Below are 25,217 nucleotides of genomic sequence, written 5' to 3'. Positions count from 1 at the left end.
ACGTCGGTCCGCTCGCGCGGAGTTTCGTCCTGCAAAGGCTTGTGTCCTCGTGCTCATCAGGCGCGCACCGCGACAATGGTGAAGGTGGGGTTAGCGATCTTAAAGCGAGCCGCGATCCCCGCATCCGACTTCACTCTCACCTGAACACAGATTTTCTCGGACGCTCCACTGTTCAGTGACCTCCCGGTGGCAAGCGTCGGCGAGGGTGACATCGCTTTCGTCGTCCCGATTTGCGATCCTGTGCAGGTCGAGCCGTTATTAGACTGCCCGTTATACAGACCCACCTCCAGCACGTTGATCAAGTCCTGAGAGCCGGTCGCCGCAGCCGAGATCGACCACTTGAAATTGACCGTGCCGGTGTTCTGTACATCGAGGGCACCTGCTGCGCTATCGCCACGAAGCATGCTCTGGCGCTTGAGGGTCACGAACTGATGTGTCGGAGCATCGCCGTTGACCTTGAGCTGCAACACCTCGGGTGTGCCCACACTGAAGGTGCCACTTATGGCCGTGGCAGAGTCGGACCACGCCGCCATCGTCCCCACAGCGCCGGCGCCGAAAACAATGCCCAGAGTCAATCCCGCACGTGTGTAGGCCCACGCCCGCGTTTTACGGAAATTCCATAGCCCGGGTATCCGTGCGACGCCGTTCGGCTTGTCATTGGGAGTCATCAATCGTTCTCCGATCCCGCGTCGTCCGCACCGTTGCGGGCCCGTCGTCTGTCACTGAAGCCCGACCCGAACATCCACAGGGCGTAAACCCCTAGACCGCCGACGGCGACCCACAGCAACACCTGTCGACTGTCGCCGGTCAGCGCGGTATTGGCGTAGCCGAGATAGGGAACGGAATACCAGAGTCGGCCCCGGATCTGCCCGGGCACCAACAAGTCTCGATCGGGCACATTGTTCGCATCGCCCTGCGTCTGGATCCGCGGGGTGCCCTGGGCGTCGTACACGATCTGAGTGATGCGGTGGGTATTAACGGCCGGGTTGTCTGACTCGATTTGGAACGTGATCACATCGCCGGCCGCGAGATCGGTCTGTTCGACCGGCTTGACCACAATCAGCGTCCCCGGGGACAAAGTCGGTTCCATCGACCCGGTGAGCACGGTATACGGGGTCGCTCCCGTCAGCCGGGGCACAACCACAAGAGCGGCCAGAACTGCTGCGGCCACCAGGACGAGAAGCCAGGACACGACGCTCCGAACCCACCACCACGGGCCGGTTCGCTCTGATTCTTCGCCTACCACTGGGCGTTCTTCGATCGACGTCATGACTGGGTCGCCTGGAACGTGAAGGTGGCCGTCCCCGACGCGCCAGCAGTCGGATTCTGGCCCATCGTGGCGCGGAAGCAAAGGATCTCCGACGCGCCAGCGGCGAGAGTGCGGTCGGCGGTCTGGGCACCGTGCAGCTCATCGTCGTATATTGGGACGCCCGAGGCGTCCCCCGAGGCCGGGCATCCGGCCTCGGAGGACACTTGGGTCACCTCCAAGTACAGCGGAAGCTGCTCACTCGGCACACTCAGCGTTACCGACTGAAGTCGGTACTGCATGCGGACACTTCCGGTGTTGTGCACGTGCAGCGGTCGCTGCACGAACTCGCCGCTCACCATGTCAGTTCCGGTCAGTGCCTCAAACTCGTAGTCGGCGACTTTGGTTCCGGACGTCCCGACCGCGACGTCGAGCCGGCCGGAGGAGATCGTCGCCCCGGGTTGCTGAGCGGAGTCGCTCCACAGTGCCCCGGTCTGCTGCACGGACAGGACGGTTACCCCGGTGACGGCGACCGCCGCCAGGGCCCAACGATGATGAGTGGCCATCGGACGATCAGGGGGCAGCCGGAGCGGTCTGCTGGAGGGTGATCGTCGAGCCGGCCAGGTTCGCGCTAGCCTCCATACCGTCCTGACCCGACGTCGATGCGTCGAACGTGATGGTGGTCGTCACCGACACCGTGTCCCCGTTGTTCTCAGGCGTGATGTTGGTCAGGGTGATACCTGTCGTATCCGAGTCAGCGGTAATCGTCAGGTAGTCAGCGAGGGCGCCTGTGCCAGTGTCCTCGAGAACAGGTGTGAGTGAAGCCACGAGGTTCTCGCCCTCGACGTCGAGCGTGTAGTCGGCCGTGTACTCGACGATGTCGCCTGGCACCAGCATGTCGTTAGCCGGGTCGAAGTCGGTACCGTCGTCGGCCCAGGTCCAGCCGCCACCGGGCTGCTCGCTGATCCGCAGCTGCCCGGCGGTCACCGTTACGGCGTCGAGGCTCTCACTGTCGCTCCACGCCGCCATCGTTCCAGCGCCGCCGGCCAGGAGCAGTGCGGCCGCGCCAGCTGCCAGTGCGCCCTTGGTGTTCTTCTTCATACTTACTCACTTCCGTGAACGGGACCAGCCCGGCGGGCGCCGGACCAGCAGGGCGATGTCACCGGCCGCGGGCCTTCTCATCGCGAGGGGTGACGGTCACGGCATGTGACCGTCGACGGCTGGCAGCCCGGTGCTGCGAACCGAGTTCGTGGGCCCCGAGGTGTCCGGGGCGTAGTCGGGTCATCGGAGACTGACCGACGGGGATCCGAGGGAACCGAGCGAACTGCCCGCGGATGATCCCGCCGAGCCGAGCGACCCGCTCCCAATGGAGCCGGTGCCGTCGTCAGGATCGACGGTCTCGCTCAGGAAGAGACCCCAGTCGGGAACGATCCGTGCCGACTGCTCGACTTCGCCAAAGGGGACGCCGACGTTGAGCGTCACGCGGACCGCACCGCCGGGTGGGATCGAGAACTCCCGCATCAGCATTCCCGGGCCGGCTCCGCTTCCCGGCAGCGTGACCCTTTCTCCGGACGCGCCGTCGACGTCGACCCTGAACCAGACACTGCCCCGGCTGATCGACCAGTTTCCGAGGTAGATCTCCCCCTTGACCGAAGAGTCACCTGAGACACGGAGATGAAACGTCGTCGCATTGGGTGAACCGCCCGGCACCGGGACGGTCGACTGGTTCCACGGGATGGACTCCACCCCGCCCCAAATGACCCCGTCCGCTGAGTACTCGTACCGCGCACTGTCCACGGGTTCCGGTGGTGCCGCCGAGACAGTACAACCCGCCGCGAACAGCGCAACCATGGCCACGAGCAGGGCGGCCACGGAGGCGAGCGGACTACGCGACCGCGAGGCGCGTAGCCGGGACGAAACGAGCATGACGAGTAAGCTAAGTCACAGATGAGTAAATGTCTAGTCACGTCAACAAGTTTTTTCTCACCCAATTGATCGACTAGATATTCATCACACGGTATGTTCGCTGATAGCTCCACCACCTGTGCGCTACGCCATATCCCGCCTCATCCTGCACTCCCCCGCCCGGGCATCACGCCGTTGGAAGGAACACCGAATGACCGCAACACGTAGAAGGACCATTGCCGTAGGCGCGGCAGCGCTCATGGCCATGTCCGGGGTGGTGGTCGGCGGCGCCGCCACCGCGTCCGCCCAGACCGCCCAGTGCGCCACGAGCCAGACCAAGACCTTCAGCGGGCTCTGGAGCCTGGGCACCGAATATCACCTGACCAAGGAGGTCGTTGGCAACGGCACCGCCGCCCCGGGCGGGACAGTGACGTTCCGAACCACTGTCAGCGGTGCGGGGGCCCTCGTCAATCGCATCGATGACTTCCACCCCGAGGGCTTTGTGCTGGTCAGCGCTCGCCAGAGCACGTGGAAGGTCCTCGGTGGTCAGAGTTGGACCACAGTGACCGACGACGTGCGCACGGACGCCGCGTCCAACTCCGTGTACCGAGAGGGTTCCGGGTGGACCACCGCCGGCGGGGCCTACAGCACGCTGGAGACCACCTACCGCGTACCGGATGACGCAACCCCCGGGGACGTGCTCAACACCGGTGCCGCGACGACATTGGCCCTCATTAACGGACGGCTCGTCGCGAACCCCATCAACACGTGCGTGACCATCCGCGAGAAGAACGCGGCCGAGCAGGTCACCGGGAGCCTCGATGGCCTCGGACTCGGGTCCCTCACGGCCGGCTCGACCACCGCCGGCGGGATCTCCAGCGACCCCGCGTCGTTCTCCTCGGAGCTGATCAACGGCCTCGACATCGGCCAGATCATCGCGGGCGCAGCCGGAAGCTGATTCCCCGCGCCAGACGACACGGCCCCTGCTCTCTTCACCACCAAGGAGCAGGGGCCGTCTCGTGTCAGCCTTCACTCCCAGTACGGCTCTTTCAGCGTCCGCTTGACCAGCTTGCCGTTGGCCTGCCGGGGCAGCTCGTCCACCACGTCGATCGACCGCGGCATCTTGAACTTGGCCAGCCGTCCGGCCAGGTCGTCGAGGATTTCTGTTTTGAGCTCGTCGGACTCGGTGTAACCCTCGGCCAGCTCGATGACAGCCTTGACCTCCTCGCCCCAGTCGGCGTGAGGGATCCCGAACACGGCCACATCTCGGACAGCCGGGTGGCGGGTCATCTCCGACTCGATCTCGGCCGGGTAGATGTTCACGCCGCCGGAGATAATCATGTCGTTCTTGCGGTCGCACAGGAACAGGTAGCCGTCGGAGTCGACGTACCCGATGTCGCCCATCGTGAACAGCTCGCCGACGTAGGTCTTAGCGGTTTTTTCCGCATCCTGGTGGTATTCGAACTGCGAACCGTGCATCTGGAGGTAAACGTTCCCGGTCTCGCCGACGGGCACCTCCTCGCCGTCGTCGTCGAGGATCTTGAGCGTGGTGGTCCTCCACGGCCTACCGACGCTGCCCGGCTTGCGCAGCCACTCCTCGCCGGTGATGGTGCAGCCGCCGCCCTCGGTGCCGGCGTAGTACTCGGTGAGCACCGGCCCCCACCAGTCGAGCATCGCCTGCTTGACGTGCTGCGGACACGGTGCTGCGCCGTGGACGATCGTGCGCAGGCTCGACATGTCGTACTTCGCGCGCACGTCCTCGGGCAGCTCCAGCAGTCGGGAAAACTGGGTGGGCACCATGTGCGACTGGGTGACCCCGTGGGCGTCGATGAGCCGCAGCATCTCCTCGGGGCTCCACTTGTCCATGAGCACCACGGTCTGCCCCAGGTGCAGGGAAATAGCCACGAAGTTGAGCACGGCCGTGTGGTAGAGCGGTGAGCCACAGATGTGGACGTTGTCCGGGCCCTCGATGCCGAACCCGGCGAAGAAGTAGTAGTTGGGAACCGTGATCTCGTCGGGACTCGCGCCGGTGAGGGGCCGGCGTACGCCCTTGGGCCGGCCGGTGGTGCCCGAGGTGTAGAGCATGGGCGCGCCGAGGGTCCGCGACGACGGCAACGGGTCCTCCCCCACCATCGGGGCGGTGAGCTCGGCCAGCGGCTTGAACCCGGGCACGTCGCCGATCGCAAAGCAGCGCGCCGGGTCGAGGCCAGTCTCGGCCGCGGCGGTGGTGGCGACGTCGGCGAACCGCTCGTCGGCCACGAACACCGTCGAGCCGGAATTCTCGATGATGTAGGCCACCTCCGGCCCGGTGAGGTGCCAGTTGGCGGGCGCGGTGTAGACGCCGATCTCCAGCGCGGCGAAGTAAACCTCGAGGAAGCCGACCCCGTTGGGCGCCAGCAACACGATCCCGTCGCCGGCCCCCAGCCCGAGCTCGCGCAGGCCCCGCGCGTGGCTGTGCGCGGCATCGACGAGCTCGCGGAAGCTCACCTCACGGCCCGAGTCCTCGATCACCGCCACACGGTCCGGCTCGGCCTCGGCTATCCGGTAGACGCTGGTGACGTGCTCCCCGGTCCGGGGATCGAGGACTCCGGCATCGGCGGGCACGGTCGGCGTGGGTGAACTCATGCGTCCCACGATAGAACGTGTTCTACCTCGCCGTCATCGGTTCACTTTCCACCCGGTCCGCGGGCGCCGCGAACTCCGGTGGCACCTCGCGGTGGTTGTGCGGGTACGCAGAGGCCGCCGCGCCCGCCCTGCGTTCGGCGAGCTGGTCTCCGTACTGCTTGAGCGGGGAGCGCGGATCACCGAACTTCGCGCGCGCCGCCTGCGGCGAGTACACGCTGGAGGTCTTTGCCGGGTCACCGTTGAGGTACCCGGTCAGCACCGGCCCGCCGCGGGGGGCGACTCGCTCGAGGAACCAGAGCTGCGCTCGCGGACTGTGGGACAGCGCCGTCATGCCGGGCCGGATGAGCGCGGTGACCGCCGAGTCGGCGATCCGCGACTGGCGCACCCCCATGAGCGGCCGCATCCACCTCGGGTATGTGGCGATCACCCCGGCCCGGATCACCGGCCCCAGCACCACGCGCAGCGGCGCGGGCAAGGCGGTGAAGATGGTGTGCATCGCGTGGAGGATGAAGTCGATATTGTGGACGGCCGTCTCGGAGGTCGCCAGGCGCGGCCGCCAGTCGTCGAAGTACTTCTGCACCTGCCCCCGGGTGCGCGGGACGGCCTCGAGATGGATCGGTTGCATCGCGGCAGCCACCGCGCACTCGCGCCAGTACTCGTTCTCCTCGGACCGACTGAGCCGGCCGGGACCGAACTTCTCGTACACGTACAGGATCGAATGCCACGCCGTCATATGGATCCACAGCTGCGAGTCCGGATCATTGGAATCGAACTGCCCGCCGGTGACCGGGTTGGTCCCGTACGCCCGCGAGTGCACCTTCATCAGCACGTCGGAGGACGTGATCACCGATTCAGCATCACCGAACAGGACCGTGGCAAAGTACTGCACCGTCCGGTCGTACCGCAGGGCCGGGCGCTGAAGGACCTGGCCGGTGGCGCTGACGGCCGCCGTGAGATCGGGGTCCAGGTGCTCGATGGTCACTGCCCGGATGAACCCCAGCAGCGCGGAGGTGGGGTACGCCCACACGCGGCGGGCGACCGAGTCCGGCGGAAACAGGCCTTCGTCTTTGCGTACAGATTTCGACGCCATGATTGACACCGCCCTAGCGTTTGTCCATTCCGGTAGCGCCGACTGTAGCACCTCGTGTGACTTCAGTCACCGCTGCCGCGAGAGCGAGGTAACGGGTGCGCGGCCCGACCCGATACCCCCTGCAAGAGAACGCATTCACGTGTGTGAGGAGTGAGGTCGTGTTCCCGTCTGGCTCAATCGAGAACCCGTTGCGCTACCTGTTCGGCCCCGGGCCGGACGAGAAGATGTGCCTGGCACTCACGCCGGAGTGCATGGGTCTGTTGCCTTACCTGGCGGCTCGGTTCGGTCTCGGCTCCTGACGCCCCGCACATGGTGACCGATCCACCTCGCGGGGTTCGCGACGTTCGAAACAACTGGGTCCTGCTGCTGGCGGTGGCCCTGGTCTCGCTCGGTGGTGCTGTGGTCTATCTACTGGCCGGGGAGAACAGCGTCGCCATCCCGGGGTATTTCCTCGCCGGCGCCGCTGCGGTGGCCGCGACCGGTTTCTGGTGGTTCGCAGAGCACCCGCAAGCTCTGCGCGCCCCCGCGTGGGCTTACACCGCGGTGGTTGTGGCCCTGGTGGTGGGAGCGTTCCTCGCCGGCACCATCCCGGGCTCGCGATCCGTGGGCGCGTGGATAGCGGTCGGTCTGGGATTCGTCTGCTACGGCGCGCTGGAACGTAGCGCCGTGGTGACCACAGCGGGAGGTGTGGCCGCCGCCGGCGGGCTGGCCGGAATCTGGGCCACCCTGCCGGCTCTGGGCTTCTGGCTGGAGTTGTTCACCGCAGTGGTCTTTGGAACCGCCGCAGCGATCCTCCGTCTACGTTGACAGTGGACCGGCCTCTGAACCAGCCCACTCAGCCGATCAGCCGGCCGATCGCCTCGATCTCCTCCACCGACCCGGCGGTCACCACGAGCATGGTGATGCCGGCGGCCTCCCACTCGGCGATCTGCTCACGCACTGACGCCTCGTCTCCGATGATCGCCGTGGCCTCCACCATCTCGTCCGGCACCGCCGCGGCGGCCTCGTCCTTGCGGCCGGTCCGGAACAGTTCGGTGATGCGCTCCACGGCGTCGCCGAACCCCATCCGGCGGAACGCCTCGGCGTGGAAGTTCTTCTCCTCCGCGCCCATGCCACCGGCGTAGAGGGCAGTGAACGGCTTGTAGGCGTCGATCACGCCGCGACGGTCGTCAGTGATGTGCAGTTGGCACAGGAACGCGACCTCAAAGTCCTCGCGGGTGCGCCGCGCGCCGGGCCGGGCAAAGCCCTCGTCGAGCCAGGAGTTGAACTCATCGGCGGTGCGCGGGGAGGCCAAAAAGCCCAGCCAGCCGTCGGCGATCTCGGCGGCCAGGGCCACGTTCTTCGGCCCCTCGGCGCCCAACCAGATGGGCACGTCGGCGCGCAGCGGGTGGAGGATCGGCTTGAGGGGCTTGCCCAGGCCGGAGGCGTCGGCGCCCACGTACGGGAGCGCGTAGGCCGGGCCGTCGGAGGTGACGGGACCCTCGCGCCGCAGCACCTGGCGGATGATGTCGACGTACTCGCGCGTCCGCGCGAGCGGCTTGGCGAACGCCTGGCCGTACCACCCCTCCACCACCTGCGGGCCGGAGACGCCCAGGCCCAGGCAGAAGCGGCCACCGGACAGGTGATCCAGGGTCATGGTGTGCATCGCCGTGGCGGTGGGAGTCCGCGCGGACATCTGCACCACCGCGGTGGACAGGCAGATGTTCTCGGTGAGCGAGCCGTACCAGGCCAGCGGAGTGAAGGCGTCCGAACCCCAGGCCTCTGCGGTGAAGACGGTGTCGAACCCCGCCTTGTCCGCGGCCACCACGAGGTCGGCGTGATCGGTGGGCGGCTGCGCGCCCCAGTATCCGAGCTGCAAGGCGAATTTCATACCCATAGTCTGACCCACCTCACCGCCGCCGGGTGACGCCGACCACGGAAACGCGCGCAAAGAACAGTGGAACGTGTTCTACTTGCGAACGTGCCACCTCGTCAGATCGTCGTCGACATCACCCCGCCGGACGAGCCCGTCCTGTCCGCGTCGCTCACGCCCTCGTTCGACTACACCAGGTCCACCGGCCCCGTGCTCGGAGCGTTCTTCACCGGCCTGCGCGACCGCAGGATCGTCGGCAACCGGGATTCCCGCGGAACCGTGCACGTGCCACCGGTCGAGTACGACCCCCACACGCGGAAAGCGCTCACGGAGTTCGCGGACATCGGCTCCGGGGACGAGGTCGGCGGCGTCGTCGTCGCATGGACCTGGGTCCTCGCCCCCGCCGACGTCCACCCGCTCGACACCCCGTTCGCGTGGGCACTCGTCCGCTTCGATGGCGCCGACACCGCCATGCTCCTCCCCCTGGCCGCTCAGCACCCCGACGCGGTGAGCACTGGAATGCGCGTGCGCGTGCAATGGGCGTCCGAGCGGACCGGGAGCGTCCACGACATCGCGTGCGTGGTGCCCGCCGAGGACGGCGTCGCCGGGAACGACGACGACAACGGGGCCCACTCCTCGCCGGCGGACTCAGCCGTCACCAGCATCGTCACGCCGATCGGCTTGTCGGTCACCCACACGGCCGCACCCGCCGAGAGCGAGTTCCTGCGCGCCATCGTGCAGGGCCGCCTGCTGGGGCGGCGCCGCTCCAACGGCCCCGAGGTCTACGTCCCGCCCCGCGACTACTGCCCGTCGGACGGGGTGGCCATGGGCGAGTACGTGGAGGTCGCCGACGTGGGCACCGTGACCACCTTCGGCATCGTCAACGTGCCGTTCGCGGGGCAGGAGATCACGCCGCCCTACGTCACGGCCTACATCCTCCTCGACGGCGCCGACGTGCCCATCCAGCACCTCGTGCTGGGCTGCGAGGCGTCCGAGGTGCGGATGGGGATGCGCGTGCGCGCCGTCTGGACGCCCGAGTCCGAACGGCCCGCCTCGATGAAGGCCATCGCGCACTTCGAGCCCACCGGCGATCCCGACGCCGATTCCGACGCCGCTTCCCGGCCCTCCACCCCACAGCCGTAGAGGACGCCTCGTGATCCAGACCGCCCCCCGGGACGTGGCCGTCATCGGCTTCGCCCACGCCCGCCACACCGAGTCCACGTTCGGGACCACCAACGGTGTCGAAATGCTCGCCCCGGTCTTTGCCGAGTGCTACCGGCAGACCGGGCTCGACCGCACCGACATCGAGTTCTGGTGCTCCGGCTCGTCCGACTACCTGGCAGGCCGCGCCTTCTCCTTCATCTCCGCCGTCGACACGATCGGGGCCGTGCCACCGATCTCCGAGTCGCACGTGGAGATGGACGCCGCCTGGGCGCTGTTCGAGGCGTACCTCAAGATCGCCTCCGGCCACGCAGACACCGCGCTGGTCTACGGCTTCGGCAAGGCCTCGGCTAGCACCGACCTCGACACCGCGCTCGCGCTGCAACTCGACCCGTACACCGTGACCCCGCTGTGGCCGGGCCGCCACCATGTGGCCGCGCTGCAGGCCCGGTCCGGCATCGACACCGGGCGCTGGTCGGAGGCCGAGATGGCCGCCGTCGCCGCGCGCGCACACGGCCGGGACGCCGCCGGACTGCTGGACGAGCCGTACGTCGCCGACCCGCTTCGGCGCCACGACTGCCCGCCCGTCACCGACGGCGCCGGCGCGATCATCCTCGCCTCCGGAGACCGGGCCCGCGAGCTCGTGGACACCCCTGCCTATATCGCGGGCATCGAGCACATCACGGACTCCGCCGAGTTCGGGGCGCGAGATCTCACCGATTCGCCGTCGACCCGCGCCGCCGCCGTGCGCGCCACCGGCGCCTCCGGGGACCGGCCGGACCTGGGCGGGGTGAGCGTCGCCGAGCTGCACACCCAGTACACGCACCAGGAACTCCTGCTCCGCTCGGTGCTGGGGATCGCCGACCACGTTGTCGTCACCCCGTCCGGCGGCTCGCTGGTCGCCGACCCGCTGTTCTCCGCCGGACTCGAACGCGTCGGCTACGCCGCCACCGCCATCATGGACGGCAACGCCGAACGCGCGCTCGCCCACGCCACCAGCGGCCACCTGTTGCAGCAGAACCTCGTCTGCCTCCTGGAAGGACGCACCTCATGAGCGCCCACGCTGCTGGGCTCGGCACGCGCGGCCTCCCCGCCGCCGTGCTCGGCACCGGTCAGACTCACCACGTCTCCCGCCGCACCGACGTCTCCATGGCCGGCCTCTGCCGTGAGGCCATCGACGCCGCCATGGCCGACGCCGGGGTGGGCTGGGACGACATCGACGCCGTGGTGGTGGGCAAGGCCCCCGACCTGTTCGAGGGCGTCATGATGCCCGAACTGATGATGGCCGACGCCCTGGGCGCCGTGGGCAAGCCGCTGCTGCGCGTGCACACCGCCGGCTCCGTCGGCGGATCCACCGCGGTGGTGGCGGCCTCGCACGTCCAGTCCGGACGGTACCGGCGGGTCCTGGCCGTGGCGTGGGAGAAGCAGTCCGAGTCCAACGCAATGTGGGCGCTCTCGCTGCCGGTACCGTTCACCGCACCCGTCGGCGCCGGGGCAGGCGGCTACTTTGCCCCCCACGTCCGCTCCTACATCCGCGATTCCGGCGCCCCCGAACACATCGGCGCGATGGTCGCGGTCAAGGACCGGCTGAACGGCTCCATCAACCCGTACGCTCACCTCAAGCAGCCCCACATCACCGTCGACTCGGTGATGGCGGGCCAGATGCTGTGGGACCCCATCCGGTTCGACGAGACCTGCCCGTCCTCGGACGGCGCGTGCGCGATCGTTATCGGAGACGCGGCCGCGGCCGAAGCCGTGGAATCCGACGGCCGCCAGGTCGCGTGGATTCACGCCACCGCTCTGCGCACCGAGCCGGGCACCTTCGCCGGGCGCGATTACGCCAATCCGCAGGCCGGACGCGATGGTGCAGCCGCGCTGTGGGCGGAGGCCGGGATCACCAACCCCGCCGAGGAGATCGACGTCGCCGAGATCTACGTGCCGTTCTCCTGGTTCGAACCCATGTGGCTCGAGAACCTGGGTTTCGCCGCCGAGAGCGAGGGCTGGCGCATGACCGAATCGGGCGCCACTGCCCGCGACGGCGCGCTGCCCGTCAACCCGTCCGGCGGCGTGCTGTGCTCTAACCCGATCGGCGCGTCCGGCATGCTGCGCTTCGCCGAGGCGGCACGCCAGGTAATGGACCGCGCCGAGGAGCACCAGATCCCCGGCGCACGCAAAGCACTCGGGCACGCCTACGGTGGCGGATCACAGTACTTCTCGATGTGGGTCGTGGGAACGGAGCGCAAGCCGTGAGCAATCCGTACAGAGACGTCGACGGCAACTACCGGCCGCTGGAGATGAGCGACGCTGCTGCCGCGCACCCCGCGTATGCCGCCGCGCGTGCGTCGTGGGCCGCCGTCAATGCCAAGGATCGCGAGACCTGGCTCGGACTGTGGTCGCCCGAGGGGCGGATAGAGGACCCGGTCGGCCAGTCGTTCCTCGACCCCGCCGGCGAGGGCCACTCCGGACCGGAGGGGCTGGCCGAGTTCTGGGCAAAGGCCGTCTCCACCCCCGACCACATCGAGTTCCGGTTCGACCGCGCCACCGCCGGCGGCGATGAACTCCTGTGCACAGGCACCATCCGCACCCACATGGGTGACCAGATCATGGACGCCGCCGGTGGCGTCATCTACAAAGTCGACAGCCAGAGCCGCATGCTCTCGCTGCGCGCCTTCTGGGAGCCGGACACGGCCATGACGACCCTTCGACCGAACAGTGAGGCCTGACCATGAGCCGTGTGGCAGACGCAGAATTCTCCATCCCCGTCTCCTTCTCCCCCGTCAACCAGTACATCGAGATGGCACAGGGTGCCGAGGCCGCCGGCTTCGATCGGGTCGTGTTGCCCGATTCGCTGTTCCACCCGCGCCGGCAGGACAAGGACTACCCGTACACCCCCGACGGCTCACGCATGTGGGACGAGAACACCGAGTGGGTCGAACCGCTCATCGCCTGCGCCGCCATGGGCGGGGCCACCTCCACGATCCGGTTCAGCCCACAGGTGCTCAAGGTCGGCCCGCGCAATCCGCTGCTGCTGACCCGGCAGGTCGCTTCCGTCGCGCTGCTCACTAATAATCGGCTGGACCTGGGCGTGGGCATCGGATGGGACCCCAACGAGTTCGAGTGGTGCGGCGCACCGTTCAAGGGTCGCGGCAAGCGCACCGACGAGGCGCTGACCATCATGCGTGAAGCGCTGCGCGGTGAGTGGATGGAGTTCCACGGCGACCACTTCGACTTCGACGAGCTCATCTTCACCCCGGCGCCCTCCGAGCAGGTGCCGTTCTACGTGGGCGGCCACACCGAAATCGCGCTCAAGCGCGCGGTCCGGATCGGTCAGGGGTGGACCAGCGCGATGATGAACTTCGACGAGATCGTCACCACGGTCAAGCGCCTGGGCGAGCTGCTGGAGGCCGACGGTCGCTCGCTAGCGGATCGCGGCGACGGCAAGCCCTTCGCGATCCAGGTGGTCTGCATGGATCGCTACGGCACCCGCGGCTTCGCCGAGCTGGCCGAGGCCGGCGTCACCGACATCATCGTGATGCCGTGGATGATCGAGGGCCACGGCTTCGACGCCCCGGTCGCGCAGAAACTCGAGTCGATCGCCAAGTTCGGCGAGAAGTACGGCCTGAAAGGCTGACCGCCCCACGGTTGGCGGACTCACCCCCACGGTTGGCGGACTCACCCCCACGGTTGGCGGACTTCTAATGCGTTCTGACGATGTTTGTCGCGCTGGATGTCCGCCAGGCGGCGGAGGGTGTCCGCCAACCGAGCGCCCCGCCGTCCGAATGCGGGAGTCAGGCTGTCGGCGGCCCTGTGAATGGTCGTCGACTCCATCCACAAGGCGCCGATGGAGCGGCGAGTGGACCGGCCCGGTGGATCAGGATCGTGTTCATGAGACGCGACTACCGCCTCCAGGACCATCGCCCGTCCACGCCACTACCCAGCTCATTGCTCGATGCAGTGCGCGACGGCAGACCCTTCGCTGCATCTGAGGCGCTCCAGGCCGGGCTCGTCACTAGATATGCACTTCGTTCGCGGTTTCGCATGCTCGTTCCGGGCGTGTACTGCGCCAGAGGGTCGCAACTGACTAAGTGGGATCGGATTCGCGCGGTTGGCATGTGGTCGCCGGCTGACGCAGTCATCAGCGGCTGGGCCGCCGCATACCTTCACGGCGAACGCTGGTTCTCGAGGGATGCCAGCCGCAGTGTTATTGACGTTTACACCGCCGTCGAGCCGCGGATGCCACCGGGTGTCCGAGAACGCAGACTCAGACACCCCATCCAGCCAGAGGACATCTGCGAAATTGGTGGTCTCCGGGTCACCGCCCCAGCGCGCACCGCAGTGGACGTTGCCAGGTGGACCCACCGTGCCGATTCGAGTATCTGCATGGTGGACTCCGTCTGTCAGGCCACGCGTACCAGCGTGGAGGCAGTCGCTGGCGCGGCAGCACGAATGCGCGGTCAACATGGAGTGCGCCGGGTGATTCGGTTGCTCGACTCGTGCGATGCCTCCGCGCAAGGGTAAGTCCCGTGGAGTGGTGGGGTTTCGGGGCTGGGGATCTGGCTGGCAACGGTGTGGCGGTCCGCCAAGGGGGTGGGCCATCGCGTAGTGGTCATTGAGTTACCGCCAAGTAGCTCATAGTAAGGACACACCACGCGATGACCCATTCCCATTCTGGCGTACACGCCCAGCTCGACGCACTACTGTCCGCCGATCCGCAGGCGATGTTCGCCGAACTGGTCCGGGCCGGCCTGCAAGCGTTGATCGAGGCCGAGGCAGCAGCGAAGATCGGGGCCGACCGGTACGAGCGCTCCGAGGGCCGCACGACGCACCGCAACGGTCACCGTGCCAAGACGGTCTCGACCCCGGTCGGTGACATCGAGGCGCAGATCCCCAAGCTGCGTTCGGGGTCATTCTTCCCGGCCCTGCTCGAGCGCCGCCGCCGGATCGATCGGGCCCTGTACGCGGTGATCATGCAGGCCTACGTGCACGGTGTGTCCACCCGCGGGGTCGACGACCTCGTCCGCGCCCTCGGAGTCGACACCGGCATCTCCAAATCCGAGGTCTCACGCATCTGCGCCGAGCTGGACGCCGAGGTCGAGGCGTTTCGTACCCGGACCCTGTCCCACACCCAGTTCCCGTACGTGTTCGCCGACGCCACCTTCTGCAAGGTTCGGATCGGCGCCCATGTGGTCTCACACGCCATGGTCGTGGCCACCGGAGTCTCGGTCGACGGCACCCGCGAGGTGCTCGGCACCGCCGTCGGCGACAGCGAATCGTACGAGTTCTGGTCGGACTTCCTGCGCTCCCTCAAAGCCCGCGGCCTGACCGGGGTGCACCTGGTCATCTCCGATGCCCACGCGGGCCTGAAAGCGGCCGTGGCACAGCAATTCGTGGGCGCAGCTTGGCAGCGCTGCCGGGTGCACTTCATGCGCAACCTGCACGGCGCCGTCTCGGCCAAGAACGCCCCAGTGGTGACCGCAGCGGTTAAGACGATCTTCGCCCACACCGAACCCGACGCGGTGGCCGAGCAGTGGGATCAGGTCGCCGACACCTTCGCCGCCTCGTTTCCCAAGGTCAACACGATGATGCGTGAGGCCAAGACCGACGTCCTGGCCTTCACCGCGTTCCCCCGAGGGCACTGGCAGAAGATCTGGTCCAACAACCCGATCGAGCGCCTGAACAAGGAGATCAAACGCCGCGCTGACGTCGTGGAAATCTTCCCCAACCCCGCCGCGTTCCTGCGGCTGGCGACCTCGGTGGTGATCGACCAACACGACGAATGGCAAGTCTCCCGCCGCTACCTCTCGGACACCTCCATGGCCGAACTCCGACGCGTCATCGCCGCCAAACAACGAGCCCTCGACACCGGTAGCGACTACGATCAATCACGACTCGTTGATCACTGCGCCTGACCAGACGCCGATCCGAATCCCACCACCCCACGGGGCACTATCCCGCGCAATCCCCTCAAGAGAGCATCCTCAGGCTACGAATCGAACGCTCCACACTGCCCAGACCTACCTCGCAGTACAGAATCTTCGATCACACAGGTGAACTGATCACGGTCGCCGACCTCGCTTACGCACCCGAGAAAGTAGCGATTTTCTACGACGGTAAGCACCACGGCGACTCTGAGCAGTGGCGTCGAGATCTCCGCATTACCGCGCGACTGACAGATCTCGGGTGGCAGGTCGTGCGCGCGGCACATGGGATGAAACCCGATGAAGTCCTGGGCCATATTGCCAACGCCCTCTCACGCGCCCGGGCGCACCGTCCCGGTTGATTTTCCCCCGGCGCTCAGAGCACCGCGCAATCAGTGGGTCCACACTTACGCACTCCCCTCGCTGGCGGACCAGCCCGCGGCTTGGCGGACGATAGGCGAGAAAATCGGCGTCAAAAGGCGCCGGAGGTCCGCCAACCTCCGTGAGGCGGGGCGGGAGGCGGGGAGAGAAAGGCGGGGCGGGTTGCTAGCCGCGGGGCTACTGAGCGGAGGTGGTGATCGCGATGTCCTCGAGGCAGGCCAGCAGCTCGCGATGTGTGTCCTCTGTGGCCTCGAGGTGCATGAGATGTCCGGCGCGCGGCACACTGCGGACCTGGCGCACATCGTCGTGGAATTTACCCAGCCTGGACAGCGGGTCGCGCCCGTGGAAGCCCTCGAGGTCAGGGTCGTGCTCGGAGTAGAGGAAGTAGAACGGTACCGGATTAGTCTTCAGCTCGAATTCTTTGCGCTCGCGCCAACTCACGTCCATAGCGCGGTACCACTGCAAAGGACCAGCGAACCCGGTGCGCACGTACTCCTTCTCAAATGCGTCCATCTCCTCGACGGACAGCCACGACCACGGCAGGAGTGGCGCCTCCGGCAGCGCGTCGAGGTACGTCGTCCCGGGTGGGTGCTGCCATACGTCGAGATAGTGATAGTCCGCCGACAGCGCCCAGAACACGCGGGTGAGGAATTCTCGCTCCCGACCCTCGAGGTCGGCTTCCGCGACCCCGGGCTGCGCAAAGTAGTGAAGGTGGAGAAAGTGTTTTGCGGCCATCATTGCAGCGCCGTCGAGGGGCGCTATGTCTCCGAGCGCTCCCATGAACGGGTTCTGCATCCCGACGACCGCCCGGACACGAGACGGTTCGAGGTGGCAGGTGTCGTAGGCGACGCCTGCTCCGAAATCGAAACCCACCACGACCACGCGGTCTGCTCCGGCATCGTCACAGATCGCGATCACGTCGGCGACGACCTCGCTGGGTGCATACGCCTCGATATCGCCGGGAGCGTCGGAGCGTCCCATCCCCCGCAGATCCGGTGCGATCACACGCCAGCCCGCCTCCGCCATAACTGGAATCGTGCGATGCCAGGCGTACCAGAAGTGTGGGAATCCGTGGAGGAGCACAACGGTACCGACGGGTTCCGAGACCGAGTCTGCCGTCGAGGGCTCATGGAGCACGTAGTGCAGTCGCACGCCGTCACGGGCGATCTCGCGATGTTGGAGCATGCCCACCATTTTGGCAGTTCAGCAGACTTTCACGGGGGCGAATCAACCAATTTGTCGACCCGGGTCGTCGAAATCGCGAAGGCCCCGGCGGAACGCCACGTGGGCGGCCGCCGGGGCCTTAGACGTCAGTTCAGTGCGCGACCGGACACTTGAAGTCGACGGGCCACTCGGTGATGCCGTTGAGCCACCCTGACCGGATGCGCTTGGACTCGCCGAGCGACTCCAGGTTGGGCATGTGGTCAGCGATCGCATTGAAGATCAGCTCGATCTGCAGCTTGGCCAGGTTCGCACCGATGCAGTAGTGCGGGCCCTGCCCACCGAAGGTCAGGTGCGGGTTCGGATCGCGACGGATGTCGAACGTGAACGGGTCCTCGAAGACCTCCTCGTCGAAGTTCGCCGAACCGTACATGAGGGCGAGGCGATCGCCCTTCTTGATCTGCTTGCCGCCCAGCTCCAGATCCTCGGTCGCGGTGCGCTGGAACGAGGTGATCGGCGAGGCCCAGCGAAGGATCTCATCGTAGGCCGTCTCGGGGCGCTCGGCCTTGAACAGCTCCCACTGCTCCGGGTTGTCGAGCATCGCGATCATGCCGTGCGTGGTGGCGTTGCGGGTCGTCTCGTTGCCGGCCACGGCCAGCAGGATGACGAACCAGCCGAAGTCATCGGCCGAGAGCTGCTCTCCGTCGATATCGGCCTGGATTAGCTTGGTGATGAGATCGTCCTGAGGATTCTCCTCGCGATCGGCTGCCAGCTTCTGCGCGTACTCGAGGAGCTGAGCGGACGCCATAGTCGAAGCGTCGGCGAGTTCCGGAACGTCATAGCTGGTCATCAGGTTCGACCACTCGAAAAGCTGGTGCCGGTCTTCCTGTGGGACGCCCAGCAACTCAGCGATCGCCTGCAGCGGCAGTTCCGAGGCGACCTCGATGATGAAGTCGCCCGACCCCTTGGCCGCGGCGTCGGTCACGATCTTCTTGGCGCGCGCCGCGAGAGTGTCGCGGAGCTTCTCAACATTCCGCGGGGTGAAGCCCTTGGAGATGATTCGGCGGTGCTTCTTATGCTCCTCGCCGTCCTGGTTGAGGATGAGGAAGCGCAGCATCTCAATGATGCCGCGGTCCATGCCGGGCGAGAAGCGCGGAACGGCGGTGTTCTCCCAGGCGGAGAAGACCTCATTAGTGCGCCGGGACACCTCCTTGACGTCAGCGTGCTTCGAGACGACCCAGTAGCCGGCGTCACCGAAACCGTCGGCGGAAGGGTCCTCCTTCTGAACCCAGTGGACGTGCTCCGCCTTTCGGAGTTGTGCCCACTCGGGGTGAGGGAGCCGCTTCTCGTAAAGCTCCGGATCCGTGAAGTCGAAACCCTCCGGGATGGTGACTGGCTGCACTGGTTCTCCTTGACCGCGTCGGATGCGTCTCGTGCTCCACGACCGATGCACGACGGCGGAGTCTGCAGACCCGCCACCCGAAAGGTAATCTAGAACACGTTCTACGCACCATACTAGAACACGTTCGCGGCGGGCCACAGTCTTGGAGGCCCGCCATACACGAAAGGACAGTCATGGGTAACCCCGTCATCGTCGAGGCCGTGCGCACTCCCATCGGCAAGGCTCGCGGCGCACTGTCCGGCCTGCACCCCGCCCACCTGCTAGGCGCCTCCCAAAAGGAGGTCATCCGACGGGCCGGCATCGACGCGGCGCTGGTCGAGCAGGTCGTCGGCGGCTGTGTCACCCAGGCCGGCGCCCAGGCAAACAACGTCACCCGTGGCGCCTGGCTCGCCTCGGGACTGCCGTGGCAGACCGCGTGCACGACCATCGACTGCCAGTGCTCGTCCGCCCAGCAGGCCAACCACTTCATCGCGAACCTCATCCACGCCGGCGCCATGGACGTCGGCATCGCGTGTGGCGTTGAGTCCATGAGCTGGATCGCGTTGCGCGCCGCCGTGGGCGACGGAGAGAACGGCATGCCGCGTCCGGACGACTGGGGCGTCGACCTCCCGGATCAGTTCACCGCCGCCGACCGGATCGCCAAGCGCCGGGGCATCAGCCGCGCCGATCTCGAGGAGCTGGGCGTACGTTCGCAGGCCAACGCGAAGCGCGCGTGGGACGAGGGCCGTTTCGATCGCGAGACCTTCGCCGTCGACGCCCCCGAGCGACTCAAGGACGGCTCCTACACCGGCGAGACCGTGACGGTCACCCGCGACCAGGGCCTGCGCGAGACCACGGCAGAGGCGCTGGCCGGTCTCAAGCCCGTCCTCGAAGGCGGTCTACACACCGCGGGCACGTCCAGCCAGATGTCCGATGGCAGCTCCGCGGTCCTGCTAATGGACGAGGACGTGGCCAAGGCTCACGGCCTCAAGCCCCGTGCACGCATCGTGCATCAGGCCCTGGTCGGCGGCGAGCCCGAGTACCACCTCGACGGCCCGGTCCAGGCCACCCAGCGCGTGCTCGACCGCTCCGGCATGTCGATCGCCGACTTCGATCTGTTCGAATGCAACGAGGCGTTCGCCTCCGTCCTTCTAAGCTGGGCGCAGGTGCACGGCCCCGACATGGACAAGGTCAACGTCAACGGGGGCGCCATCGCCATCGGCCACCCCGTCGGCAGCACCGGGGCGCGGCTCATCACCACCGCCCTGCACGAGCTCGAGCGCACAGACGGCGAACGCGCACTCATCACGATGTGCGCGGGCGGCGCCCAGGCCTCGGCAAGCATCATCGAGAGGATCTGACATGAGCAGCAATGTGATCGAAGCAGCAGCGGGTCGCCGGCGCGAGGTTTTCGCCGCCATCGCCTCCGCCAGCAACTCTGAGGACGCAACCAAGGCGATCGCCCATCTCCTCTCCGTGAGCACCGACGAGGCCGCTGACGTGCTCCGCGCGCCACTTGACGCCTTTGTGCCCGGAACCTCGGAGAGTTCCGCCGCGAAGTCCACGGGCGGGTTCACTCTGCACCCGTTCCGTGACTCAGACGAGCACAAGCATCTGTTCCACTCCCGCTCCTCGGATGCGACATCGGCCACCGCCGGCGAGTGGGACGAGGAGAAGACCGAGGCGGAGCGCCAGGCGGGCCTCAAGCGTATCGACGCAGAGTCCGCGATGTGGTTCGTCGCCGTCGACACCTCGCGGGATTCCCTGCTCGGACTGGTGTTCGGTGAACAGGTCAACGACGGCGACGTGGACGTAGCCATCTGGATCCGCCCGGAAGAGCGCAAGCGCGGTTACGGCCTGAGCGCGCTCAAGGAGAGCCGTCGGGAACTGGCGGCGTTCTTCCCCGGCAAGCACGTGATCGTGCGCGCCCCGTTGGCGGGGAAGTGAGCGCGGACCACTCCCCGACCCCGGAGACGGGCATCGACGACCCACGGCGCAGTGCGCCGTGGGTCGTCGGCGTTGTCAAGGTGATGTCGCGTGCCAACACCTGGCTCTACCAACGCACCGGCGGGCGCGTGGGCGGCAACTGGCGTGTGGGTTCGGCACTGCGGGCGCCGATTCCCGTTTGTCTGGTGACGACGACGGGGCGCAAGTCCGGCCAGCCGCGGACTGTGCCGCTGCTTCACCTTCCCGAAGGGGACCGCGTACTGCTGGTCGCGTCGCAGGGCGGGCTCCCGAAGCACCCCCAGTGGTATCGCAACATTCTGGCGAATCCGGCTGTGACGGTTCAGGTGGGCCGACGGGTCAGATCGATGACGGCGAGGAAGGCCTCCCCGTCCGAGCGTGCCGAGTTGTGGCCGAAGCTCGTCAACCGGTACGCCGACTTTTCTGAGTATCAGGCAAACACCAGCCGGGTCATTCCGGTAGTGATATGCGAGCCCGCAGCGGCCACGCGTGGCAACTGAGTTGGTAGATCGTCCAACTTTCTGCACGTCAGAAGCGATGACCGGTGTGAACATCAAATCGCTGCGTTAGTCCGCAAAACTATTGACAAACATTCATCTTCAGTGGATTCTCATGCAGTACGGGCCACAACGGTGACCCCGTAAGCCGAAGGGAATTCCTCCGATGAAGAACACGACCAGGGCCGCGGCAGTTGCCGCCGCCGTTGCTCTCGCCATGAGCACCGCTGTCGGCCCTGCCAGTGCCGCCGACGGCAGCAGCGGCAGCTCGCTGCCGGGCGGCGTCAGCCTAGGCAGCGTCACCGACTGGCTCGGGAACAACTCGCCCGTCGGACCGCTCATCAACGCCGTCACGGGGTCCGCCGGCAACGCTGCCGGTTCGGGTGCGGACCTGGCCGGCGGCTCCGGCAACCTCAACCCGCTCAACGGCTCATCGGTGCTCCCCCAGTCGTCAGAGCTGCCCACGCTGTCCAGTGACCCCCTCGGTGGCTCGTCCGCCCTGCCCGCGCTGTCCCTCGAGCCCCTCGGTGGCTCTGCGGCTCTTCCTGGCAGCAGTGAACTCCTCGGAGGCTCTTCCGATATCGGTTCCACGGGTATGGCTCCGCTGTCGACCAACCTGCTCGGCGGCTCGGCCGCGTTCCAGTCCTCCGACCTCGCCCCACTCACCGGATCCGAAGGCATGGGTTCAGCCGGGATGATGCCCCTGTCCACCGAACTTAACCTGCTCGGAGGTTCGGCTGAGCTGCCGGCGCTCTCGTCCAACTTCCCGGACGGTTCGACCGCGGGCATCGGTGGCTCCGCGGAGACGATCGGTGAGGGTATCGCCGGCTCGCTGACCAATGGTTCGGCGGAGACCGTCGTGGGCTCCGTCGCAGAGTGCGGAATCTGTGAGGCGGTCTCGGGCTCGATCACCGGGACGTCCGGTTCCCTCACAGGGGAGAGCGGCTCCACGGGTGGCAGCTCTGACGTCCTTCTGGGCTCCCTGAGCCAGCTCACGGCGGTCAACGGCTCGGTCACCGCCCTCACCGGTTCGCTCGAGAACGGCTCCATGATGGGCACGCTCTCGACCAACCTTGGGTCCGAGATGGGGGCGGAGACGTCCCTCGAAGCGCTGGCGAGCCTGGGCGGGACCGGCGCCGGCAGCCTGATGCCCGTGATCGCGCTGACGGCCTCCGCCGGCGCCGCGGCTCTCGCCGCGGGCGTGGCCAACGGGACGATCATGTTGCCGCCCCTCCCCTTCCTGCCCGCGATGACGCCGATGCCGGCCATGGCGCAGCAGAATCTGCCGGACAACGGCAGGGGCTGACGGCGACGTTCGCCGGAACGACCGAAGGAGCCCCGCACCGATCGATACGGTGCGGGGCTCCTGTTGTCGAATTGCTGCGGCCGCTGCGGTTACCGGGTCAGCGAGCGCCGTAGACCGGGACCGGCGCAGGGGACTCGGAAACCAGGCGCGGGACCACCGAGCCGAGCTCCGCCGGATCCCACTTGGCGCCCTTGTCCTCCGAGGCAGCGCGCTGCCATCCGTCACAGACGGTCACCTTGCCGCCCTCGACCTCAAAGACGCGTCCGGTGACGTCGCCGGACTGCTCAGAGCCCAGCCACACCACGAGGGGCGAGATGTTGGCAGGGTCCATCGCGTCGAACGATCCGTCCTCGGGAGCTGCCATCTGCGAGGCCATCCCCTCGCCCGCCGAGGTCGTCATGCGGGTGCGGGCGGCGGGAGCGATCGCGTTAGCGGTGACCCCGTAGCCCTTCATCTCCGAGGCTGTCTGAATGGTCAGCAGGGCGATTCCGGCCTTGGCGGTCGCGTAGTTGCCCTGTCCGACCGAGCCGAACAGTCCGGCGCCCGAGGTCGTGTTGATGACGCGCGCGGAGCGGGGCCGGCCAGCCTTGGACTCCGCGCGCCAGTACTCGGCGGCATGACGCAGCGGCGCGTAGTGGCCCTTGAGATGCACGTTGATGACATTGTCCCAGTCGGACTCGCTCATTCCGACAAGCATCTTGTCGCGCAGGAAGCCGGCGTTGTTCACCAGCACGTCGAGGGCACCGAACGTGTCGATCGCCTGCTGGATGAGCTCCTTGGCGCCTTCCCACGAGGAGATGTCATTGCCGTTGACCACGGCGTCGCCACCGGCGGCCTTGATCTCCGCAACTACCTGCTCGGCCGGGGACTCCCCGACGTTCGATCCGTCGATGCCGGCTCCGAGGTCATTAACCACGACCTTGGCGCCCTCGGCGGCGAAGGCCAGGGCGTGCTCGCGGCCGATGCCGCGGCCGGCACCGGTGACGATGACGACGCGTCCGTCGCAGATTCCCATGTGTGTCTCCTTGATTGTGTTGGTCAGTGCTTGTTCTCGGCGGTGGACGCCGAGAGGAATGCGGGCTTCTCGCCGCCGCCGTGCACCAGCAGTTCGGCGCCGGTGATGTACGCGGCGAGTGGCGAGGCCAGGAACGCGGCAGCCTGGCCGACGTCGGCGGGCTCGGCCATGCGGCCCATGGGGATGGTGGCGTCGACGGCGGCCACGCCCTCGGCGTCGCCGTAGTGCATCTCGGCGAGCTCGGTCTTGACCGGGCCCACCACGACAGAGTTCACGCGCACCGCCGGGGCCCACTCGACGGCCAGAGACTGGGTGAGCGAGTCGATGCCGGCCTTGGCGGCGCCGTACGATGCGGTGCCTGGCGAGGGGCGGTGGCCGGACACCGACGAGATGTTGACGATCGAGCCGCCGGCCGGCTGCATGACTCGGTGGGCCTCCTGCGCCACGGTGAGCGCGGAGAGCAGGTTGAGCGCGATGATCTTGGAGTGGAAGTTGGCGCTGGCGTCGGCCGCGAGCGCGAACGGTGCGCCTCCGGCGTTGTTGACCACCACGTCGAGCCGACCGTGCTTGTCGACGATCGCTTCGACCATCGCGCGGACCGCTTCCGGGTCACGTAGGTCAACGGAGTGAAATTCCAGATCCGCCACATCGGTGCCCTCGTCGGCGGGCCGTCGTGCGCAGGTCACGACCACTGCGCCGGCGTCTCGGAAGACCCGGCTGATCCCGGCCCCCACTCCTCGTACGCCGCCCGTGACGAGGACGACCTTCCCCGCCAGACCCAGATCGATGTTCGTCATGCGTGCTAGCCTACCAAGCAAGCGTTTGGTTAGTCACCGGACCGCCTCGGGCGGCGGTGGCGTGCGAAGGGAGCACCATGGGTATCACCGTCGACAAGGGCGCAGACGGCATCGCGACCGTCACCGTCGACTATCCCCCCGTCAACGCCATCCCGTCAGCGGGCTGGTTCGAACTGGGCGAGCAGATCCTCGCCGCCGGCCGCGACCCAGAGGTCCACGTTGTGATCCTCCGGGCCGAAGGGCGGGGATTCAACGCCGGCGTAGACATCAAGGAGATGCAGGACTTCGAGGGGTTCGATCACCTACTAGCCGCCAACCGCGGCTGCTACGTGGCCTTCAACGCCGTCTACGAGTGTGCGGTCCCCGTGATCGCCGCCGTCAACGGCTTCTGCGTGGGCGGCGGTATCGGTCTCGTGGGCAACGCTGACTGCATCGTCGCCTCCGACGACGCGGTTTTCGGCCTGCCGGAGGTGGACCGTGGAGCGCTGGGCGCTGCCACACACCTGGCCCGCATGGTGCCACCGCACATGATGCGCACGCTGTACTTCACCTCCCGCAACGTCACCGCGCAGCAGCTGCACAACTGGGGGACGGTGTACGAGGTGGTCCCGCGGGATCAGCTCGACGCAGCGGCCCGCGCCCTGGCGGAGACCATCGCGGCCAAGGACACCCGGGTGATCCGGGCCGCGAAGGAGGCGATCAACCACATCGATCCGATCGACGTGAAGACCTCGTACCGCATCGAGCAGGGATTCACGTTCGAACTCAACCTCGCCGGTGTGGCCGACGAGCATCGTGAAGAGTTCGTGAAGAGCGGCAAGAACCTAGACAAGCGATCCGAGAGGACGGGCGAGAACAAGTGACGACGACCCCCACCCCGCGCGACAAGCGCACCAGTCTCGACGAGGCCGTCGGGC

26 protein-coding genes are annotated in these 25,217 nt (G+C 67.2%); 14 read left to right on the top strand and 12 right to left on the bottom strand.

The annotated features are described in order from the left end of the window. Positions 1–56: 56 nt before the first annotated feature. The 5 genes from ON04_RS03865 to ON04_RS03845 all read right to left on the bottom strand — a co-directional run bounded on the left by ON04_RS03865 (position 57) and on the right by ON04_RS03845 (position 3,172). Complete coding sequence (locus ON04_RS03865; RefSeq protein ID WP_010540271.1) at positions 57–668, bottom strand: SipW-dependent-type signal peptide-containing protein; 612 nt, start codon at positions 666–668, stop codon at positions 57–59. After that, a complete protein-coding gene (locus tag ON04_RS03860) occupies positions 668–1,270 on the bottom strand; it encodes a signal peptidase I (RefSeq protein ID WP_010540270.1) in 603 nt (200 codons plus the stop codon). Before ON04_RS03860 ends, ON04_RS03865 begins: the two co-directional genes overlap by 1 nt. Beyond that, entirely contained in the window at positions 1,267–1,812 is a 546-nt protein-coding gene (locus ON04_RS03855) for a hypothetical protein (protein ID WP_010540269.1), read from the bottom strand. The genes ON04_RS03860 and ON04_RS03855 overlap by 4 nt, the downstream gene beginning before the upstream one ends. 7 nt (positions 1,813–1,819) lie before the next feature. Continuing rightward, positions 1,820–2,347, bottom strand: a complete 528-nt coding sequence (locus ON04_RS03850; protein ID WP_010540268.1) for an alternate-type signal peptide domain-containing protein — start codon at positions 2,345–2,347, stop codon at positions 1,820–1,822. Between the two features lie 180 nt (positions 2,348–2,527). Further along, positions 2,528–3,172: a hypothetical protein gene (locus tag ON04_RS03845; protein WP_010540267.1), complete on the bottom strand. Its 645-nt coding sequence runs from the start codon at positions 3,170–3,172 to the stop codon at positions 2,528–2,530. Positions 3,173–3,362: 190 nt separating this feature from the next. On the opposite strand from ON04_RS03845, the gene ON04_RS03840 reads away from it, so the two are divergent. Further along, complete coding sequence (locus tag ON04_RS03840; RefSeq protein WP_033444002.1) at positions 3,363–4,109, top strand: hypothetical protein; 747 nt, start codon at positions 3,363–3,365, stop codon at positions 4,107–4,109. Positions 4,110–4,180: 71 nt separating this feature from the next. On the opposite strand, the gene ON04_RS03835 is transcribed toward ON04_RS03840, so the two are convergent. Then, positions 4,181–5,776 (bottom strand): acyl-CoA synthetase, encoded by a 1,596-nt coding sequence (locus tag ON04_RS03835; protein WP_010540265.1) that lies wholly within the window; start codon positions 5,774–5,776, stop codon positions 4,181–4,183. Positions 5,777–5,798: 22 nt separating this feature from the next. After that, positions 5,799–6,866, bottom strand: coding sequence for an oxygenase MpaB family protein (locus ON04_RS03830; RefSeq protein ID WP_141564612.1), 1,068 nt, complete (start codon positions 6,864–6,866; stop codon positions 5,799–5,801). Positions 6,867–7,024: 158 nt separating this feature from the next. On the opposite strand from ON04_RS03830, the gene ON04_RS16625 reads away from it, so the two are divergent. Together ON04_RS16625 and ON04_RS03825 are read left to right on the top strand one after the other, a co-directional pair. Beyond that, positions 7,025–7,165: a hypothetical protein gene (locus ON04_RS16625; RefSeq protein WP_158217816.1), complete on the top strand. Its 141-nt coding sequence runs from the start codon at positions 7,025–7,027 to the stop codon at positions 7,163–7,165. A 13-nt stretch (positions 7,166–7,178) separates the two neighbouring features. After that, positions 7,179–7,673, top strand: coding sequence for a hypothetical protein (locus ON04_RS03825; protein WP_238529222.1), 495 nt, complete (start codon positions 7,179–7,181; stop codon positions 7,671–7,673). Positions 7,674–7,701: 28 nt separating this feature from the next. On the opposite strand, the gene ON04_RS03820 is transcribed toward ON04_RS03825, so the two are convergent. Continuing rightward, a complete protein-coding gene (locus ON04_RS03820; protein WP_010540262.1) occupies positions 7,702–8,736 on the bottom strand; it encodes an LLM class F420-dependent oxidoreductase in 1,035 nt (344 codons plus the stop codon). A 90-nt stretch (positions 8,737–8,826) separates the two neighbouring features. Here ON04_RS03820 and ON04_RS03815 point away from each other — a divergent pair, with 90 nt between their 5' ends. From ON04_RS03815 to ON04_RS03790, 6 genes are all read left to right on the top strand, one after another. After that, positions 8,827–9,861, top strand: coding sequence for a Zn-ribbon domain-containing OB-fold protein (locus ON04_RS03815; protein WP_238529221.1), 1,035 nt, complete (start codon positions 8,827–8,829; stop codon positions 9,859–9,861). Between the two features lie 10 nt (positions 9,862–9,871). Further along, positions 9,872–10,933, top strand: a complete 1,062-nt coding sequence (locus tag ON04_RS03810) for a thiolase domain-containing protein (RefSeq protein ID WP_010540260.1) — start codon at positions 9,872–9,874, stop codon at positions 10,931–10,933. Then, positions 10,930–12,129, top strand: coding sequence for a thiolase domain-containing protein (locus ON04_RS03805; protein ID WP_010540259.1), 1,200 nt, complete (start codon positions 10,930–10,932; stop codon positions 12,127–12,129). The genes ON04_RS03810 and ON04_RS03805 overlap by 4 nt, the downstream gene beginning before the upstream one ends. Further along, positions 12,126–12,602: a nuclear transport factor 2 family protein gene (locus ON04_RS03800; RefSeq protein ID WP_010540258.1), complete on the top strand. Its 477-nt coding sequence runs from the start codon at positions 12,126–12,128 to the stop codon at positions 12,600–12,602. The genes ON04_RS03805 and ON04_RS03800 overlap by 4 nt, the downstream gene beginning before the upstream one ends. Before the next feature lie 2 nt (positions 12,603–12,604). After that, positions 12,605–13,510, top strand: a complete 906-nt coding sequence (locus ON04_RS03795) for a TIGR03619 family F420-dependent LLM class oxidoreductase (RefSeq protein WP_010540257.1) — start codon at positions 12,605–12,607, stop codon at positions 13,508–13,510. 1,021 nt (positions 13,511–14,531) lie between these two features. Further along, positions 14,532–15,788, top strand: a complete 1,257-nt coding sequence (locus tag ON04_RS03790) for an IS256 family transposase (protein ID WP_010540256.1) — start codon at positions 14,532–14,534, stop codon at positions 15,786–15,788. Between the two features lie 567 nt (positions 15,789–16,355). Here the strand turns inward: ON04_RS03790 and ON04_RS03780 are convergent. Then, positions 16,356–17,363: an alpha/beta hydrolase gene (locus ON04_RS03780; protein ID WP_033444001.1), complete on the bottom strand. Its 1,008-nt coding sequence runs from the start codon at positions 17,361–17,363 to the stop codon at positions 16,356–16,358. A 130-nt stretch (positions 17,364–17,493) separates the two neighbouring features. After that, a complete protein-coding gene (locus ON04_RS03775; protein WP_010540253.1) occupies positions 17,494–18,741 on the bottom strand; it encodes a cytochrome P450 in 1,248 nt (415 codons plus the stop codon). Positions 18,742–18,914: 173 nt separating this feature from the next. Here ON04_RS03775 and ON04_RS03770 point away from each other — a divergent pair, with 173 nt between their 5' ends. The 4 genes from ON04_RS03770 (at position 18,915) to ON04_RS03755 (ending at position 22,488) form a co-directional block, all read left to right on the top strand. Continuing rightward, the gene (locus tag ON04_RS03770; protein ID WP_010540252.1) at positions 18,915–20,081 is read left to right on the top strand and encodes a steroid 3-ketoacyl-CoA thiolase; all 1,167 of its coding nucleotides are present in this window, start codon (positions 18,915–18,917) and stop codon (positions 20,079–20,081) included. Between the two features lies 1 nt (position 20,082). Then, positions 20,083–20,667: a GNAT family N-acetyltransferase gene (locus tag ON04_RS03765; protein WP_010540251.1), complete on the top strand. Its 585-nt coding sequence runs from the start codon at positions 20,083–20,085 to the stop codon at positions 20,665–20,667. 83 nt (positions 20,668–20,750) lie between these two features. Continuing rightward, positions 20,751–21,185 carry a nitroreductase family deazaflavin-dependent oxidoreductase gene (locus tag ON04_RS03760; RefSeq protein ID WP_081477122.1) on the top strand — a complete coding sequence of 145 codons (435 nt, stop codon included), beginning with the start codon at positions 20,751–20,753 and terminating at the stop codon, positions 21,183–21,185. Positions 21,186–21,348: 163 nt separating this feature from the next. After that, positions 21,349–22,488 carry a hypothetical protein gene (locus tag ON04_RS03755; protein ID WP_010540249.1) on the top strand — a complete coding sequence of 380 codons (1,140 nt, stop codon included), beginning with the start codon at positions 21,349–21,351 and terminating at the stop codon, positions 22,486–22,488. A gap of 97 nt (positions 22,489–22,585) precedes the next feature. Here the strand turns inward: ON04_RS03755 and ON04_RS03750 are convergent, their stop codons facing one another. Both ON04_RS03750 and ON04_RS03745 read right to left on the bottom strand, forming a co-directional pair. Further along, entirely contained in the window at positions 22,586–23,503 is a 918-nt protein-coding gene (locus ON04_RS03750) for an SDR family oxidoreductase (protein WP_010540248.1), read from the bottom strand. Between the two features lie 23 nt (positions 23,504–23,526). Next, positions 23,527–24,300 (bottom strand): SDR family oxidoreductase, encoded by a 774-nt coding sequence (locus ON04_RS03745; RefSeq protein ID WP_010540247.1) that lies wholly within the window; start codon positions 24,298–24,300, stop codon positions 23,527–23,529. A 77-nt stretch (positions 24,301–24,377) separates the two neighbouring features. On the opposite strand from ON04_RS03745, the gene ON04_RS03740 reads away from it, so the two are divergent. Then, positions 24,378–25,163, top strand: coding sequence for an enoyl-CoA hydratase family protein (locus ON04_RS03740; RefSeq protein ID WP_010540246.1), 786 nt, complete (start codon positions 24,378–24,380; stop codon positions 25,161–25,163). Positions 25,164–25,217 lie beyond the last annotated feature (54 nt).

This window comes from Dietzia alimentaria 72, assembly GCF_000226215.1.
Taxonomy (GTDB): domain Bacteria; phylum Actinomycetota; class Actinomycetes; order Mycobacteriales; family Mycobacteriaceae; genus Dietzia; species Dietzia alimentaria.
This window is presented reverse-complemented; position numbering and strand designations above follow the sequence as displayed.

Excerpts from the sequence above, each read along its gene's own strand:
- ON04_RS03740 (WP_010540246.1), top strand. The coding sequence starts at position 24,378 with ATGGGTATCACCGTCGACAAGGGCGCAGACGGCATCGCGACCGTCACC.
- ON04_RS03750 (WP_010540248.1), bottom strand. The coding sequence starts at position 23,503 with ATGGGAATCTGCGACGGACGCGTCGTCATCGTCACCGGTGCCGGCCGC.
- ON04_RS03830 (WP_141564612.1), bottom strand. The coding sequence starts at position 6,866 with ATGGCGTCGAAATCTGTACGCAAAGACGAAGGCCTGTTTCCGCCGGAC.
- ON04_RS03840 (WP_033444002.1), top strand. The coding sequence starts at position 3,363 with ATGACCGCAACACGTAGAAGGACCATTGCCGTAGGCGCGGCAGCGCTC.
- ON04_RS03860 (WP_010540270.1), bottom strand. The coding sequence starts at position 1,270 with ATGACGTCGATCGAAGAACGCCCAGTGGTAGGCGAAGAATCAGAGCGA.
- ON04_RS03820 (WP_010540262.1), bottom strand. The coding sequence starts at position 8,736 with ATGAAATTCGCCTTGCAGCTCGGATACTGGGGCGCGCAGCCGCCCACC.
- ON04_RS03780 (WP_033444001.1), bottom strand. The coding sequence starts at position 17,363 with ATGCTCCAACATCGCGAGATCGCCCGTGACGGCGTGCGACTGCACTAC.
- ON04_RS03770 (WP_010540252.1), top strand. The coding sequence starts at position 18,915 with ATGGGTAACCCCGTCATCGTCGAGGCCGTGCGCACTCCCATCGGCAAG.
- ON04_RS03765 (WP_010540251.1), top strand. The coding sequence starts at position 20,083 with ATGAGCAGCAATGTGATCGAAGCAGCAGCGGGTCGCCGGCGCGAGGTT.
- ON04_RS03850 (WP_010540268.1), bottom strand. The coding sequence starts at position 2,347 with ATGAAGAAGAACACCAAGGGCGCACTGGCAGCTGGCGCGGCCGCACTG.
- ON04_RS03865 (WP_010540271.1), bottom strand. The coding sequence starts at position 668 with ATGACTCCCAATGACAAGCCGAACGGCGTCGCACGGATACCCGGGCTA.
- ON04_RS03845 (WP_010540267.1), bottom strand. The coding sequence starts at position 3,172 with ATGCTCGTTTCGTCCCGGCTACGCGCCTCGCGGTCGCGTAGTCCGCTC.
- ON04_RS03760 (WP_081477122.1), top strand. The coding sequence starts at position 20,751 with ATGTCGCGTGCCAACACCTGGCTCTACCAACGCACCGGCGGGCGCGTG.
- ON04_RS03790 (WP_010540256.1), top strand. The coding sequence starts at position 14,532 with ATGACCCATTCCCATTCTGGCGTACACGCCCAGCTCGACGCACTACTG.
- ON04_RS03745 (WP_010540247.1), bottom strand. The coding sequence starts at position 24,300 with ATGACGAACATCGATCTGGGTCTGGCGGGGAAGGTCGTCCTCGTCACG.
- ON04_RS03835 (WP_010540265.1), bottom strand. The coding sequence starts at position 5,776 with ATGAGTTCACCCACGCCGACCGTGCCCGCCGATGCCGGAGTCCTCGAT.
- ON04_RS03755 (WP_010540249.1), top strand. The coding sequence starts at position 21,349 with ATGAAGAACACGACCAGGGCCGCGGCAGTTGCCGCCGCCGTTGCTCTC.
- ON04_RS03855 (WP_010540269.1), bottom strand. The coding sequence starts at position 1,812 with ATGGCCACTCATCATCGTTGGGCCCTGGCGGCGGTCGCCGTCACCGGG.
- ON04_RS03805 (WP_010540259.1), top strand. The coding sequence starts at position 10,930 with ATGAGCGCCCACGCTGCTGGGCTCGGCACGCGCGGCCTCCCCGCCGCC.
- ON04_RS03795 (WP_010540257.1), top strand. The coding sequence starts at position 12,605 with ATGAGCCGTGTGGCAGACGCAGAATTCTCCATCCCCGTCTCCTTCTCC.